Raw genomic sequence first — 15,149 nt, 5'->3', positions numbered from 1 at the left:
GGCCTCGCCGGTCAGGACGGATTCCTCGACGCTCAGCCGCTCTCCGTCCGCGGCCCAACCCGTGTGGAGCAGGACCTTGGGGCCGGCGATTGCCGGCCTCCATTCAAGTCGCTCCTCACTCGCAGCCCTCGGAGTATTTCACGCGTGCATGCGAATTTCGTTGGCGTGCGGCGGATAGGGGGCGACGGGAAGCTGATCGATCGCCGTTCCGCTCAGCGTGCTGGCGAAGCCGTGGTTGACGTCCCGGTGATGGGCCTCGTCGGCCCGTACCATCAGCACGACGTCGCGCAGCGTCGCGTCGGCTGGCAGCTTCCAATAATGGATGGCGATGTCCGGCGCCGGAACATTGGGCGAGCGGCCCTCGTCGATCTCCTTCAGATACAGGGTGTAGCTGATGACGGCCTCCTCCTCGAAATATCCGACCACCCGGTGGGCCGTGCGCGACGAGATCAGGTAGAGCCCGAAAAAGCCGATGTAGAACACCGCCTGGGCCAGCTGGATCACCAGCCGCTCGAACCATGTCGGCTGGGCCACGGCGATGAAGGTCATCAGATGCATCCGCTCGTTCTCGGCCTCCTCCATCAGGGTGCGGATCCAGCCGTCGTCGTCCTTCATCTGTCGCAGGCATCTCAGGTGAGTCAGCGTGGCCCCGACCATGCCGGGCACGGCGGCGACGGTTTCCAGCACGATGGCCCGGTGACCGTATTTCTTGGCGAAGAAGGTGTCGGCGCAGACGCGCAGCAGTTTGGTGAAGCCGAGGGCGAATTTATCAGAAAAGCCTCGCGGCACATGGTGGACGGCGGGTTCGGCGACCTTCTCCTCCGCCAGGGCCCGGTCGTCCGGAGCGAGAATTCTATTGACCATCTGCAAGTCCTTTCAGGACGCCGTTTGTGGTTAGGGGAGACAAATGATGGATACCCGCGTACCGGGCCGCGCGTCGGCGAGCTCGACGCGAGCGCCCAGCTGACCAGCAAGAGCCTGAATGATCCCGGTGCCCAGACCTGGCTTGACCGTCTGGGATCCGCTGGGCATGCCGACGCCGTTGTCGGTCACGCTGAGGATCCAGCCATCGCCTCGGGCGTGGTAATCGACGACGATGTCGCCGTTTCGGTCGTCGGGAAAGGCGTGCTTCAGCCCGTTGATGACCAGCTCGGTGACGATCAGACCCAGGCTTACGGACATGCCGGATGAAGCGATGCTGTCGTCCACGGATACGGTCAGCGCCAACTGGTTGTGGTCTCTGATCATCGAGTCGCCGATGCTCCGACACAGGTCGGTGAAATAGGCCCGGAGTTCGACGTCCCCCGTCGTGGATCCGGCCAGGTGCCGTTGCACGGCCGCGACGGACAAGATGCGCTGATGGGCGTCTCGCAAATGGCTTCGGCTCTCATCCGATCCGACCGTTCGAACGCCCTGCATCAGGACGCTGGCGATGATCTGGAGACTGTTGGCGACCCTGTGCTGCACCTCCTGATACAGCAGCGCGTTCTGACGGATGAGTTCGTCCTTCTGACGGTCCTTCGCCCTGGGGATCGTCACATCCGTGATCGTCAACAGGAGCCGCACGCCCTGATCCGGCCCTGGGCTCAGGCGACGCGCATGAAAGATCAGATGCTTGGGTGGCCGATCGGCGAGCACCAGATCCATCTCGTAGGCACGGATGTCAGCCTTGCCATAGGCGGTCGCTCTCAGCAGAGACCACAGCTGCGGCACATTCCATTCGCCGGCGCCCAGATCCGCCAGCCGGCAACCCGGGATAGCGTTCGGGTCGATGTCGAAATCCTCGAGGAACGACTGACTGGCGGCCACGACCTCGAGTTCACCGTCCAGCAGAAGCACGGGGGCGACCGAGGCGTTGATGAGCGACAGCGCGAGAGACATCGATATATCGGGCACGGGCACGGGCACGGTCGATGTCGGCATGAACGATCCCTGTTGAATGTCGCGGAGCCGGCCGGGCCCACGCCTTGGGCCGACCGGTCAAGGCAGGCTAGCCCTGCGGGCTGACAACTGCCTTGATCCAGATCACGGGGGCGCTGCGACCGGCGTTTCGAACGGCGGGAAGGCGATCAAATCAAATGGCATCCGGGCGGGTGGCGTCAGGCTCTCGGCCGCCTGGTCCCGCAGGTTCGCCTAGCGAGAAACATTCCGTTCGGCTTCGGCCATCGACGGCCGAGATCGCGCAGATCAGTTCCGGTTTCACATGGATGATCGCCACGGAACTGGTCGCCGGGCAGTAGACGCTCACCATCGGCCAGCGCTTGAACATCATCTGGTTGAGCCGTTCGACTTCGCCGGCGTCCGTCACCTCGGTCGCGTGCGCGGCCATCGAAACCCCGACGGCGCCGCCCCGCTCCGCCAGCGAGTGGATCGAGACCGAAACACGATCATCGGCCTGGAGATTGGCCAGTTTCTGGCTCTCGCGGCCGCTGACGAAATACAGGTTCAGCCCGTCATTCAGATAGCCGACGGTCGTCACTTGGGGCCAGCCGTCGGGTCGATTGACTCCGATGCTCATCAGCCGTTCACGATCGAGAAGTTCGACGATGGTTTCGACCGCGGCCCCGTTGATCGGCGGGTAGCGGTCGATATTTGAGTCAGCGTCCATGATGCGGTCCTCCGGGTCAGCGGTCTCCCGCCTACCCTCCCGGCCCGCCGGCTGCCTTGATCTGGCTCAACGGTCCGGCGTCAGAGTTCTCCGCAGGCGTGCGCGCGCAGCAAGTCCGGACGTTCGACGATCAGCTCGCTCTGGGAGGGCATCGAGATGATGCCTTTGGCCTTCATGCGGGTGAGCACTCGGCTGACCGTCTCGATCGTCAATCCCAGATAGTCGGCGATCTCGCCACGTTTCATGGGCAGTCGGACATGGCCAGGGGCCGTCGGACGGGCGGGGTCGTGCCCGGGCAGGTCGAGAAGAAAGGACGCCAGACGCTCGATGGCCGTCTTGCGCCCCAGCAGAAGCATCTGGTTCTGAGCGGCGGCCAGCTCATGAGACGTGCGGTGCAGGAGCATATGTTCCAACGGCGAGCTGCTCTCGACCAGGGCGCGGAACGGTCCTTTGCGGAACCTGCAGACGGTCGTCGGCTCGATCGCCTCGGCGGAGAACACATAGACCTCACCGATCGCCAGGCCCAGGAAGTCGCCGGCGAACAAAAAGCCCGTGATCTGGCGCCGACCGTCGGGCAACAATTTGTAGACCCTCAGAGATCCCGACGTGATGTTGAAGACATGGGGCGCGGGTTCGCCTTCCCGCGTCAGAACCGCCCCGGCTGCCAGCTTGACGACTTCAGCCAGGTCTCCCAGGCGTTTGAGATCCTGATCGGCGACGCTGCCGCAGACGCTCAACGCCCGCGCGCCGCAACTGTCGCAATCGTTGACTTTGGGCCGGTCGACGCATCCGTGAGGAAGCGTTCGCGGCGCAAGCATGGGCTTCGTGGCAGCGATCATTCGCTAAAATGCGCGCCGGAGCCCCGAACGCCTAACGAAATCGTTGATCCAGATCAAATGCCGCAACCCGTAGCGATCTATTCGGCGTTGAATTACTCAGATGACGAGGAGTAAAATTCAAAAATCGTTCGGTGTGACATAGACGAACCCTTGTATTCGCCAAGGTTTTTGCAACCGTAAAGCTTCGTCCGTTATTTGGTCGCCGGGAGCTGACCCGCGCCGGGATTAAGCTCGCCTTGATCGGCGCCGGCGCCGTCTTGGCCTCCCGAGCCGGTCGGCGACTGGATCGAATTCAAATATGCGATCAGGTCTCGGTTTTCGTCGTGCGACAGGACGAACTCCAGCGTGGCGGGAAATGCCGCCCGGAGGCGGACCGCGACCCGCCCCCGGAGATCGGCGGGAGGTGAGTTCCGGGTTAGCTGGTGACGACCGTCGACGCGTGAGCCGAACGTCAGGTCGCCACAGGCCCGGTCCGAGGGCCATGGAGGTCTGGCCCGTCTGACCGCCCTCCCACCAGATCTCTGAGGATGCGTCCGTTTCAGCTAGGCGGCCAGGAGCGCATCATAAACATCCACGTAACGCAGGGCCATGGCGGTGGCGGAGAAACGCCGCTCGAATTGGGCGCGAATGGCCTGCCGGTCGAGTTGCGCGGCCTGTAGCGTGGCCGCGACGGCCTGGGCCATGGTGTCGACCAGAAAGCCCGTCATTCCGTCCTCGACGATTTCGCTGGTCGAACCGCAACGGAACGCGACCACGGGCGTGCCGCACGCCATCGCCTCGATCATGACCAGGCCAAACGGCTCGGGCCAATCTATGGGAAAGAGCAGGGCGTCAGCGCCGCCCAGGAACTCCGACTTCTGGTGATCGCCGATCTCGCCGATGAACTCGATCAGCGGATTGCTCTCGATCAATGGCCTGATCGTCTCGTCGTAGTAGACGCGATCGGCTGCATCCACCTTGGCCGCGATCTTCAGCCGCTTTCCCAGTCTCGTGGCGATCTCGATGGCCCGGTCTGGCCGTTTCTCGGGCGATATGCGTCCCAGAAAAGCGAGATAGCCGTCCGACCGGCCGGAATATCTGTAGAGTTCGGCCGGCATCCCATGATGGACTGTGGCCCGCCAGTTGGCGAACGACAGAGGGCGACGCTGGTCGTCGGAGATGGAGACGAGGCCGAACTCGGGCCACCGCGCATACACCCCCGCCAGATCTTTCATGTCCAGCCGCCCGTGCAATGTCGTCAGCGTCTTGCCCGCCCAGTTCCGGAACATGGGGAACTGGATCATGTCGGTATGGAAATGGATCACGTCGAAATCGTCGACCCGGTCCAGAACCTGAGCCAGCATCGTCAGATGAGCCGCCAGGTCAGACTTTAACGGCGAGGGGTCGAGCCTGATCGCCTGGTCGCGAACCGGAACGAGACGCGCCCGGGTCTCTGCGTCGGCGCTCGCGAACAAGGTCACCTCGTGGCCGAGGTCCACGAGGGCGTCGGTCAGATGCGCCACGACCCGTTCAGTACCGCCATAGAATTTCGGTGGCACGGCTTCGTACAGCGGTGTGACTTGGGCGATCCTCATCTGTAGAAGCTCCGGGGGACCATCGAGGAAGGGGCGCAGGGGCCGCCTGCTGGCCCCTGCGACGGAGCGGTGGGACTCGAGGTCATGGCGCATGTCTCCATCCGATGAGGCGCGCATCTTGCCAAGGCGATCGGCCGATATCCTTGATCCCGATCAATGCGTCGCCCGGGGCGAAGGGCGCAGTTGGCCCGAAACCGGAGCCAACCCCATGACCTATGAGAGCCTGATGGTCTATGTCGACCAGGGCGTCGAGACCGAGGCGCGCATCGCCTTGGCCTGCGATCTCGCCGAGCGGTTCGACGCGCGCCTGATCGGAATATCGGCCAGTCTGCCGGATGCGCCCCAGGTCGATCCCTATGCCGGCGGGGCGATGTTGGGTGAAATGCTCGGTCTGTTCCGGGACATGGCCGAGGCCGATGTGACCCAGGCCGAAACGACCTTCTGGAAGGCGGTCGGAACCCATGCCGATCGCTGCGAATGGCGCGGGAGGATCGGCTTTCCGTCCGATGTGGTGGGGCAGGCCGTCCGCGCCGCCGACCTGCTGATCCTCGGTCGTCTCGATCCCGCGCGAGCGCCGCAACGGTCCATCGACCCGGGCGACGCCCTGATGGCGCTCGGGCGTCCTGTTCTGATCGTCCCGCCCGCGCCGGTCCGCCTTTCTCCGGGAACGGCGGCGGTGGTGGCGTGGAAGGACTGCCGCGAGGCCCAGCGCGCGGTCGCCTCCGCCCTGCCGATGTTGAGAGCCTCGGCCCTGACCTATGTGATCGAGATCTGCGCCGAGGGCGGCATGGACGAGGCCGCGGCCCGCACGAACGATGTCGCCGCCTTCCTGGGACGCCATGACATCGTGGCGAGCGCCCAGGTGCTTCAGGGCGATGACGGCGCACGGTCGAGCCAGATTCTCAAATTCGCCGACGAGCATCAGGCGGGCCTGATCGTCGCCGGCGGTTACGGCCACGCCCGCATGCGCGAATGGGTGCTGGGCGGCGTGACCCATGGGCTGCTAGGCGCGTCCCCGGTCTGCCTGCTGCTCAGCCATTGATCCCGGCGCATCGAGGATCACGATCGTGGGAGACGGCGCGAGGCTCGTGGACCTACGCGCAGGGAGGTTTCGAGACGTTGGAAGGATCGTTCCATGACGGATGACCGCATCGCAAGCGCAAGGCACCGGGCCAAGGTGATGTCGGCCGAGGACGCCGCTATTCTGATCGCGCCGAATACGACAGTGGGGCTCAGCGGGTTCACCGCCTCAGGCTATCCGACCGCCGTGCCCCTGGCGCTGGCGGCCCGGATCGAGGCCGAGCACGCGGCGGGGCGTCCCTTCAAGCTGCGCATCTGGACCGGCGCCTCGACCGGGCCGGAGCTGGACGGTGCCCTGGCCAAGGCCGACGGCATCGAATTCCGGCTGCCCTACAACAGCGACCCGACTTGTCGCGACAGGATCAATCGCGGCGAGATGGCCTATTCCGACATGCACCTGAGCCAGGTCGCGCCTGTCGCCTGGCAGGGCTTCCTCGGCCCGCTGGACACCGCCATCATCCAGGTCACCGGCATCCGAGAGGACGGGGCGCTGATCCCTGCGTCCTCGGTCGGCAACAACAAGACCTGGCTTGACCGTGCCAGCCAGGTGATCCTGGAGGTGAACCGGTGGCAGAACCCGGAGCTTCTGGGCATGCACGATATCTACTACGGCACGGCGCTACCGCCGAACCGGGTGCCCATTCCCCTGATCCGCGCCGGCGATCGCATCGGCGAGCCGTGCTTCCGCTGCGACCCGGACAAGATCGTGGCCATCGTCGAGACCGACCAACCCGACCGCAACGCCGGCTTCACCGCGCCCGGGCCGGATGACCTGGCCATCGCCGGACACCTGCTGGAGTTCCTCGAGCACGAGGTGTCGAAAGGACGTCTGCCGCCGTCGCTGCTGCCGCTGCAATCGGGCGTCGGCAATACAGCCAACGCCGTCCTGACCGGCCTGATCGACGCGCCCTTCGAGGACCTGAGCGCCTATACCGAGGTCATCCAGGACGGCATGATGGCGCTGATGGACAGCGGCAAGCTGCGGGTCGCCTCCTCAACCGCCCTCAGCCTCAGCCCGGAACTGACCGAGCGGGTCAACCGGAGCATGGGCGACTACCGCGACCGCATCATCCTCAGGCCGCAGGAGATCAGCAACCACCCCGAGGTGATCCGGCGCCTGGGCTGTATCGCCATGAACGGCATGATCGAGGCCGACATCTACGGCAACGTCAACTCGACGCACATCATGGGCTCGCGGATCCAGAACGGCATCGGCGGCTCGGGGGATTTCGCCCGCAACGCCTACATCTCGATCTTCATGAGCGCTTCGACGGCCAAGGGCGGCAAGATCTCCACCCTGGTGCCCGCCGTCTCCCACGTCGATCACATCAATCAGGACGTCCAGGTGATCGTCACTGAACAGGGCCTGGCCGATCTTCGCGGCCTGTCGCCCAAACAGCGGGCGCGCGTCGTCATCGACACCTGCGCCCATCCGAGCTTCCGCCCGGCGCTGGAGGACTACTACCAGCGCGCCCTGAAGGGGTCTTACGGGCTGCAGACGCCGATGCTGCTTGACGAGGCCTTGTCATGGCATTCCCGGTTTGTCCGCTCGGGAAGCATGGCCCCGCTCTGACCACGTTGGCCTCAGGGCTTGGCCAAGGCAGCGAGGGCCGCCTCGATGCGAGCCATCTGGTTTTGGCTGAGTTCAAGGCGGTCGTGCAGCCGCATGATCTCCAGCTCGGCCCGCAGATTGACCGTGTAGTCGTGCTCGGCCGCAAGACGGTCGCGGACCGCCTGACGCTTCTGGCTCATCATGATCACCGGGGCCTGAAGCGCCGCGACCGCCGAGAGCATAAGGTTGAGGAAGATGAAGGGGTAGGGATCGAAGGCGGACGAGAAGCGCGCAAGCCCCAGGTTGAGAACGGCCCAGCCGATCAGGACGCAGCTGAACAAGCCGATGAAGGTCCATGATCCCCCCACGTCGGCGACGGTGTCGGCCAGCCGTTCCCAAAACGTCCGGTCGTCGGTCTCCAGAACCGGGCTGACGCCCGACGGCGCTTCGCTGACCATCAGATCAACGACGCTTCTCTGGACCGGGGTGAGGTCGGCGTACGGCGCGCCGAGCAGGCCTTGGGAAAGCTCGTCCTGACGAATCTTGAGGGTCATATCGGGCCTTCGTCCAATGCCGGCGAGCGGGCTCGCGTCGGCGCTAATGGCTGTGTTTGAGCCAGGCCGCTTCACGCGGGTTCGTGGTGTCGTCGGCAGCCGTCACGACCGCCATCTTGAGCACGCCAGTTTTCTGGTGAGAGAATAGGCCGCAAGCTGCTTCGAGTCTGTGTGATCTTCGGCGGGCTGCCGCGTGAGCGCCGGTCCAGCCGCGAACTGCTCCAGCGCGGCGACAAGGGCGATGCGAATCGTCCATTTGCGGCGGCGCCGAAGGGCGTCTGGCCCCGGCGCGCGGGGGAAGGCGAATCGTCCGGTGGTTCTGGAGGTGATCGCCCGCCTTTCGCACGCCGGAAGCCCATCGGAACCCAAGTTCCCGATTTGGTCATACGGAGCGCGCAGCGAACAGCGGGCCCGCGACACCCTGCCAGGAGCCAGAACGAAACCCTGGCAGGGTTGGGCATGGCAGGGTTGATTTGAATCAAGGCGGAGCGGGCCCAGGCCCTTCAAGGTCAGGCGAAGATTGTCTTTGACAGGTACGAACAGATGACCAAATCCGCAGGATTTCTCGGCGCGCTGGCGCTGGCGGCTCTTGTTGCCGGGTGCGCGACGGCCCAACCGCTGACGGCGGAGCAACGGCTCCAGTGTGAAACGATGCTTGGGGGCATGAGCAGCAACGCCGCCCAGGCGGGAAGCGCCAAAACCCCAGGCCCTACCCCGATGACAATGACACACGCCCAATGTCGCCGAGGACTTGCCAACTAGATGTCGCACCAGGAAGCTTAGCGCGCACCGCACCCAAGGTACTCTGGTCAATCGACGCCAAGGCGTACGAGGCCTAGTGCCTAGTGGGTGGATGTGCTTCCAGTCACCCCAAAAATGCCTGCAGGTAAGCGCCACCGTCTCGGCGGGGATGAGTTCAGGATGGGCCAGGAGGAGGCGCTGATCGAACTGACGCCGCTCGCCGGGGCGCCTGGCTTCTCTGAAGATCAACTCCCGGACCGACTGGTCTGGCTGCTCCTGGGGGGCGCCGGCTCAGGCGTGAAGACCTTGAACGCGATGCGGACCTCTTCCAATGGAAGCGAGCTTGATACCGGCGTTTCGCGGGTGTGGGCCTGTCGGCGAAAGCGCACCCACGACAACAATAATAACATTAGATTGAATAGTAACATTGCCAATGTTATCGTCCAATCCAATGTTATCGAACGCGACATCCTTTGGAACCCTGGGCCGTCTTTTCGACGATGCGGCGGCCTACGTCACGCAGCTGTTCGACATCCGATTGACGTTCAAGGAGGCCGACGTGGGCCTCCTGCCGTTCTTCCTGACGGATCGCTATCGTCTCGCCGAAACGAGCCTGTTTGGACGAAAGCTGCTCATTCTCGCCACGCCCGGCCAGGACGCGGAAACCCCGGCCACGATCGCCAAACATATCCAGACCGCCCGCTCGACATCGGACGCGTTCATGGTCGTCTTCCTCACGGACGCCCTGAGCTCGGCCAACCGACAGCGTCTTATCCAGCAGGGCGTCAACTTCATCGTTCCCGGCAATCAGCTGTTCCTGCCCGAGCTCGGCGCTGATCTGCGCGAGTATTTCCGGTCAGAGGTCCGGCCGGCCGTGGAGCAGTTGACGCCGGCCGCCCAGGTCGTGGTCCTGGCCTCGTTGCTTCGTGAGGACCTCGATGGCCAGACGCCCAAGTCCCTGGCCGAGCGGTTTCAATATTCCGCCATGAGCACTGGGCGGGTGGTTGATGAACTGCAGCGGCACGGCATTCTCGGCATCGATGTTCGCGGCCGGGAGCGTCGCATCGCTTTCAAGCAGGAGGGCGACGACCTCTGGCGGGCGGTCCGTGACTTGCTTCAGTCGCCCGTCCGTGCCCGTCGCCTGGTCAGGCCGTTTCCTGAGGCCCAGGCACTGCCGCTGGCCGGGGAATCCGCTTTGTCGGAGTACACCCTCCTCGGTCCTCCCGTTCATGAAGTCCGGGCGGTCTCCGCACGTCAGTGGAAGGGGCTGGTCTACCAGCACGACCTTCAGCCGGCCGACGATCGGGACCCGGAAGCCATCCGCATCGAAACCTGGTCTTACGATCCCCGTCTGCTTTGCCATCACGGACCCGTCGTGGATCGCCTCTCCCTGTATCTGAGCCTGGAGGATCGTCATGACGAACGCCTCGATCAGGCCGTCGACACCCTCATGGAGCCCTTCGGATGGTCGTAGGCATTGATGTGTTCAAGGCGGCCTTCGCGGGCTTCGAGGACCAGTACACATTGATCGGCGGCGCAGCGGCCGAGATTCACATGACCGGCGCCGGTCTGCCGTTCCGACCGACCAAGGACCTCGACCTGGTCCTCTGTCTCGAGGCCCTGAAGCCGGAGTTCGTCCGATCTTTCTGGGCCTTCATCGACGCCGGCGGCTACCAGACCCGCGAACGCAGCGACGGCGCGAGGAATTTCTTCCGGTTCACCCATCCCTCCGACAAGACCTATCCGGCGATGATCGAGCTGTTCTCGCGGCTGCCCGATGTCATCACCGTGCCGGAGGGCGCGCGCCTCACGCCCATACCGCTGGACGGGACGGTCGAGAGCCTGTCAGCCATGCTGCTCGACGACGCCTATTACGCGTTGCTCAAGGACGGAACGACAGAGATGGACGGCGTCCCTGTCATCGACGTCCAGACCCTCATTCCCTTCAAGGCGTTCGCCTACAACAACCTGGCGCGCGACCGGGCGGACGGCCAGCAGGTCGATAGCCGGAATGTCACCAAGCATCGCAACGATGTGTTCAAGCTCCTTCAGCTCTTGGGGCCGACGATGACCCTGGCGCTCCCGGACGGGATCGCCGCCGATCTGCGGGCCTTTGTCGAAGCGGTCGAGGCGGACAAAACCTTTGATCCGAAGGCGCTGAAACTCACGCCGCCTGACGCGGGGCGACTCGTCGCGCGGCTCAAGGCCGTCTACAACCTCTAGCGAGATCGCGACGGCGAAGCGTGCGACGGATCAACAAACAGCGCGGCGGAACAAAACAGGAAGATTTTTGGAAATCACGCTATGGTTCCTGTGTGATTCCATCATCTGTAACCTCGCCATCGCCTCAAACGCCCGCCGGACCCGGCCGACGCCTCGTCTTCATTAGCCATGCCAATCCGGAGGAGAACGATTTCGTCCGATGGCTCGGCGTTCAACTCGCCAGCGCCGGCTATGAAGTCTGGTCGGATGTCACCAAGCTGATCGGCGGGGAGCTGTTCTGGGACGACATCGAAGACGCCATTCGCCATCACACGGCGAAATTCATCCTCGTCGTTTCTGCCGCCGCCTTGAACAAGGAGGGCGTGAAAGACGAAATCCACCTCGCCGTCACGGTGGAGCGCAGCGACAAGATCGCCAATTTCCTCTTGCCGGTCAGGGTCGACGATGTCCCCTTTTCGGACTTCAACGCCAATATCGCCCGCAAGAACGTCATCGACTTCAAGGCCGGGTGGGCGCCCGCCCTGGCGAGAGTTTTTCAGGTCCTTGAGCGTGACGGCGTGCCGAAGGGCGCAATCGCTCCGGCTGACGTCGCAGCCTGGTGCCTCCGGCGGTCCGACGCCGATCAGATGCCTCGGATCGAGCCCGAGCAGCTCTACTCGAACTGGCTCCCAATTGCCGCGCTGCCTCCCCAAGTGTCCCTCTTCTCGCTCGGCGTCGCCGAGACGGCGGTCTCGAGCGTCATGTCCGGGACCCGTCTCCCCTGGTTCAAATACTTCAGGCTGGTGGGGACGTTCGGAACAGAAGTGGACCTGAAGCTCGCGCTGCCGGAACAGGTCATCGAGCGTCGCTACACCTTGACGCGGGAAGACATGTTGGCCGGGATGCCGGCGGCGATGCCCGGCGTCAAACGCGCGGACGCCCGGCGCATGGTCGTCAATCTCCTGCGGCAATCCTGGAACAACGCCATGCAGGCCAAGGGATTGTCCGCGTTCGAGATGGCCGACAACTCGGTCGCATGGTTCTTCACCAAGGACCTGATCGAAAAGGACACCGCCTATTTTGTCGATCACACCGGCAAACGCAGGCGCAAGGCCATGGTGGGCCGGAGTGAGAAGCGGGGCGTCTATTGGCACCTCGGCTTCATCGCCAAGCCCGTCATGACGGACACGCCCCATTTTGTCATGAAGGCGGCCATCATCTTCTCGCACGACGGCAAGACGCCGCTCGACAGCGTGGAGAAGATGCACAAGCTCCGGCGCGGTTTCTGCCGAAACTGGTGGAACGGACAATGGCGCGACCTGATGCTGGCCTACGTGGCCTGGATCGGTGACGAGGACGGCCATTTGAAGCTGCCGATGGGCGATTTCGCAGAGGTGGTCGTGGATGCGCGGCCAGTCCTGTTTGAATCGCCGATCTCTTGCGCCGATCCCGCCGTGAAATCCCGGGCCGTGGTCCCGGACGATGAGGACGAAACGCCTCCGGAGGCGCCGGTGGAACCGGACGAGGCCTTCGAGATCGCGGGCCTCGCGGAGTCCGCAGATGACTGATCCGATCCAGGGCCTGCAGATCCTGACGGAGCCGCTACTCCAGTTCGGACACGGCCAGATGCTGCCCGACCCTAAGGATGGTCTGTTCCTTTTCGGCCCCATGATCGACGAGGCCAAACCCGCTGAAATGAGAGTCGGCGTCATCGGCACGGACGAAGGGATCGCGCGGTACAAGAAGTGGGTGGCTCAGATCACGGGATATATCCCGGCCGCAAAGGCGGAGCAGCATCACCTGGCGTTTCCGGGCTTCGAAGCAGCCTTCAAGACCAAATGGCCCGCCAACCCCGTCGCGACCATCTCGATTTCAGCGGCGGCCTTGTCGAGCACAGTCCGGATCCCGGACGGCCACGAACGCGTGTACAAGACCGTCGATCTCTTCGACCAGGCCATTCGCAAGTTCCTCCGCGAGGAGGACAGCGTTCCGGCGGTCTGGTTTGTCGTGATACCGGACGACGTCCACCGTTTCTGTCGGCCGAAGTCGATCGTCCCCTTGCCCGAACGGACCAGGACCAGCCAGAGGTTCTCTGCTCGTACGGCGAGGAACTTTGTGCAGGCGCCGTCGATGTTCGCAGAGGACAACGCCGCCGCCGAGCCCTACCGGTACGAGGTCGATTTCCACAACCAGCTCAAGGCGCGGCTGCTCGATCAGAAGGTGGTTCTTCAGATCGTCCGGGAATCAACGATCGATCCGGAGGGCGTCAATGCGCTCGGCGGCAAGCCGCGGATGCTCCAGGATCCCGCCAACATCGCCTGGAACCTGTCGACGACCGCCTTCTTCAAGGCCGGGGGGCGCCCCTGGGCGTTAGCGGGTGTCAGAGAGGACGTCTGCTACATCGGTCTCGTCTTCAAGAAGACCGATACCGCCGGATCGCCAGGGAACGCCTGCTGCGGCGCCCAGATGTTTCTCGGATCCGGAGACGGCGTCGTGTTCAAGGGCGCCGTGGGGCCCTGGTATTCCCTGACGACGTCCGAGTTTCACCTCGATGAGGCGAAGGCGAAGGAGATCGCCGGCCTGGTGGTCGAGGCCTACATCGCCAAGCACGGCCGCCCACCCAAGGAGCTCTTCATTCACGCCAAGCAGCATTTCAACGAGGCTGAATGGCGGGGCTTTTCCAGCGCCGTGGGACCTGACACACGGCTCGTCGGCGTACGGATTCAGACGACGCGCGAGATCAAACTCTTCCGTCAGGGACGGAGCCCTGTCCTGCGCGGAACGGCTCTGACGGTCAGCCCGCGCAAGGGCTATTTGTGGACCATCGGCTTCGTGCCCGATCTCCAGACCTATCCCGGGCGCGAAGCGCCCAACCCGCTGTCCATCGAAGTGACCAAGGGCGACGCGGATCTGACCCAGGTCATGCAAGACGTCCTCGGTCTCACCAAGTTGAACTTCAATGCCTGCATCTACGGAGATGGTACGCCGGTGACCTTGAGGTTTGCAGACGACGTCGGCGAAATCCTGACCGCCGCGCCAATCGCCAACCTGCCGCCTTTGCCCTTCAAGCACTACATCTGAACGCTGCGCACAGCCGCAGCTCTGGCCTCGCACGTGGGGTGGGAGCAAGCCCTTGACGGAAACACCCACTTCGTGGAAGTTAAAACTTCCAGAGAGTGAGAGTTTACATGGGGCGCCCTTCGAGATCGACACAGGACTTACTGACCTCGCGCGAAGTGGCGTTGGCGGCGGATATTACGCCGCGCAATTTCGCGCTGCTCCACGATCAGGGACTCGCGCCCAGAGCGCGGGACAGCGTTTCGGGCAAGGCGGGCGCGCGGGTCTACGACGGCGTCGGGCTGGCGCACGCCGCGATGATCGGAGCGCTCCACCTCAGCGGTCTCGAGCTCCTGGTCGCCGGCCGGCTGGCCGCCGCCTTCGCGGACCAGTTCGACTTGAGCTACGGCAAGCTCCCCTCAAACCTTGGGGCCTATATCCACGCGCCGCTCAATCCGCAGTCGGGCTACAGGCCGTGGGACGACGAGCCGGGCGAAGCACCGATCGATACGGATCAGGACTACTGGCTCCATGAAAGGCTCCGGAACCGGTCGGGCCTGTATCAGCCTGCGACGGCGCTGACCGGCGATTTCATCATCGACATCGCAGACCACAGTTTCGTCACCACGGAGAACAAGGGGCGGGAAACGATCAAGGTGTTCTCGCCCGTCTCCGGCGGACTGCCCGCGAGCCCCGACTTCCGCATCGTCGGCCGGGGCTCGACCGCGCAGATCGTCGCGGTTCACGAGGAACTCGACAGTCTCGACGTCTTCAGCGATGCGCGGGCCGCCGACCAGTTACGCCGCCTTGAACGAGACTATCTCGATGGCCGCGACAATGCGGTGACGCGCCTGCGCATCAATCTCTCCCTGGCGATCCGCAACGCGTTCGATCGCCTCCAGGATCAGCGGGCCAGCATCACCATGGGCTGATCGCGCCCGA

The 15,149-nt window shown here is 64.1% G+C and carries 13 protein-coding genes; 7 read left to right on the top strand and 6 right to left on the bottom strand.

Annotated features, from left to right (window positions below; genetic code table 11):
- Positions 1-138: 138 nt before the first annotated feature.
- The 5 genes from ACETK8_RS00765 to ACETK8_RS00745 form a co-directional block, all read right to left on the bottom strand.
- Complete coding sequence (locus ACETK8_RS00765; RefSeq protein WP_287928186.1) at positions 139-864, bottom strand: alternative oxidase; 726 nt, start codon at positions 862-864, stop codon at positions 139-141.
- Positions 865-894: 30 nt separating this feature from the next.
- On the bottom strand, positions 895-1,923 hold the full coding sequence (locus tag ACETK8_RS00760) for a sensor histidine kinase (protein ID WP_292078892.1): 1,029 nt from the start codon (positions 1,921-1,923) through the stop codon (positions 895-897).
- 151 nt (positions 1,924-2,074) lie between these two features.
- A complete protein-coding gene (locus tag ACETK8_RS00755) occupies positions 2,075-2,608 on the bottom strand; it encodes a pyridoxamine 5'-phosphate oxidase family protein (RefSeq protein ID WP_287928184.1) in 534 nt (177 codons plus the stop codon).
- Positions 2,609-2,688: 80 nt separating this feature from the next.
- The gene (locus ACETK8_RS00750; protein ID WP_372693233.1) at positions 2,689-3,447 is read right to left on the bottom strand and encodes a cyclic nucleotide-binding domain-containing protein; all 759 of its coding nucleotides are present in this window, start codon (positions 3,445-3,447) and stop codon (positions 2,689-2,691) included.
- 542 nt (positions 3,448-3,989) lie between these two features.
- Complete coding sequence (locus ACETK8_RS00745) at positions 3,990-5,021, bottom strand: glycosyltransferase family 4 protein (protein ID WP_287928182.1); 1,032 nt, start codon at positions 5,019-5,021, stop codon at positions 3,990-3,992.
- Between the two features lie 208 nt (positions 5,022-5,229).
- Here ACETK8_RS00745 and ACETK8_RS00740 point away from each other — a divergent pair, with 208 nt between their 5' ends.
- Both ACETK8_RS00740 and ACETK8_RS00735 read left to right on the top strand, forming a co-directional pair.
- Positions 5,230-6,063, top strand: a complete 834-nt coding sequence (locus ACETK8_RS00740) for a universal stress protein (RefSeq protein ID WP_287928181.1) — start codon at positions 5,230-5,232, stop codon at positions 6,061-6,063.
- A gap of 93 nt (positions 6,064-6,156) precedes the next feature.
- Positions 6,157-7,674 (top strand): acetyl-CoA hydrolase/transferase family protein, encoded by a 1,518-nt coding sequence (locus tag ACETK8_RS00735; RefSeq protein WP_287928180.1) that lies wholly within the window; start codon positions 6,157-6,159, stop codon positions 7,672-7,674.
- Positions 7,675-7,685: 11 nt separating this feature from the next.
- On the opposite strand, the gene ACETK8_RS00730 is transcribed toward ACETK8_RS00735, so the two are convergent.
- Positions 7,686-8,207, bottom strand: coding sequence for a DUF1003 domain-containing protein (locus ACETK8_RS00730; RefSeq protein WP_374037674.1), 522 nt, complete (start codon positions 8,205-8,207; stop codon positions 7,686-7,688).
- 1,300 nt (positions 8,208-9,507) lie between these two features.
- Between ACETK8_RS00730 and ACETK8_RS00725 the strand changes: the two genes are divergently transcribed.
- The 5 genes from ACETK8_RS00725 to ACETK8_RS00705 all read left to right on the top strand — a co-directional run bounded on the left by ACETK8_RS00725 (position 9,508) and on the right by ACETK8_RS00705 (position 15,139).
- On the top strand, positions 9,508-10,422 hold the full coding sequence (locus ACETK8_RS00725) for a hypothetical protein (protein ID WP_374037673.1): 915 nt from the start codon (positions 9,508-9,510) through the stop codon (positions 10,420-10,422).
- Positions 10,413-11,171: a hypothetical protein gene (locus tag ACETK8_RS00720; RefSeq protein ID WP_374037672.1), complete on the top strand. Its 759-nt coding sequence runs from the start codon at positions 10,413-10,415 to the stop codon at positions 11,169-11,171. The genes ACETK8_RS00725 and ACETK8_RS00720 overlap by 10 nt, the downstream gene beginning before the upstream one ends.
- 20 nt (positions 11,172-11,191) lie before the next feature.
- Entirely contained in the window at positions 11,192-12,718 is a 1,527-nt protein-coding gene (locus ACETK8_RS00715) for a toll/interleukin-1 receptor domain-containing protein (RefSeq protein WP_287928175.1), read from the top strand.
- The gene (locus ACETK8_RS00710; RefSeq protein WP_287928173.1) at positions 12,711-14,231 is read left to right on the top strand and encodes an argonaute/piwi family protein; all 1,521 of its coding nucleotides are present in this window, start codon (positions 12,711-12,713) and stop codon (positions 14,229-14,231) included. The genes ACETK8_RS00715 and ACETK8_RS00710 overlap by 8 nt, the downstream gene beginning before the upstream one ends.
- A 161-nt stretch (positions 14,232-14,392) precedes the next feature.
- The gene (locus ACETK8_RS00705) at positions 14,393-15,139 is read left to right on the top strand and encodes a hypothetical protein (protein WP_374037671.1); all 747 of its coding nucleotides are present in this window, start codon (positions 14,393-14,395) and stop codon (positions 15,137-15,139) included.
- Positions 15,140-15,149 lie beyond the last annotated feature (10 nt).

This window comes from Brevundimonas staleyi, from assembly GCF_041893865.1.
GTDB classification, from domain to species: Bacteria; Pseudomonadota; Alphaproteobacteria; order Caulobacterales; family Caulobacteraceae; genus Brevundimonas; species Brevundimonas staleyi.
This window is presented reverse-complemented; position numbering and strand designations above follow the sequence as displayed.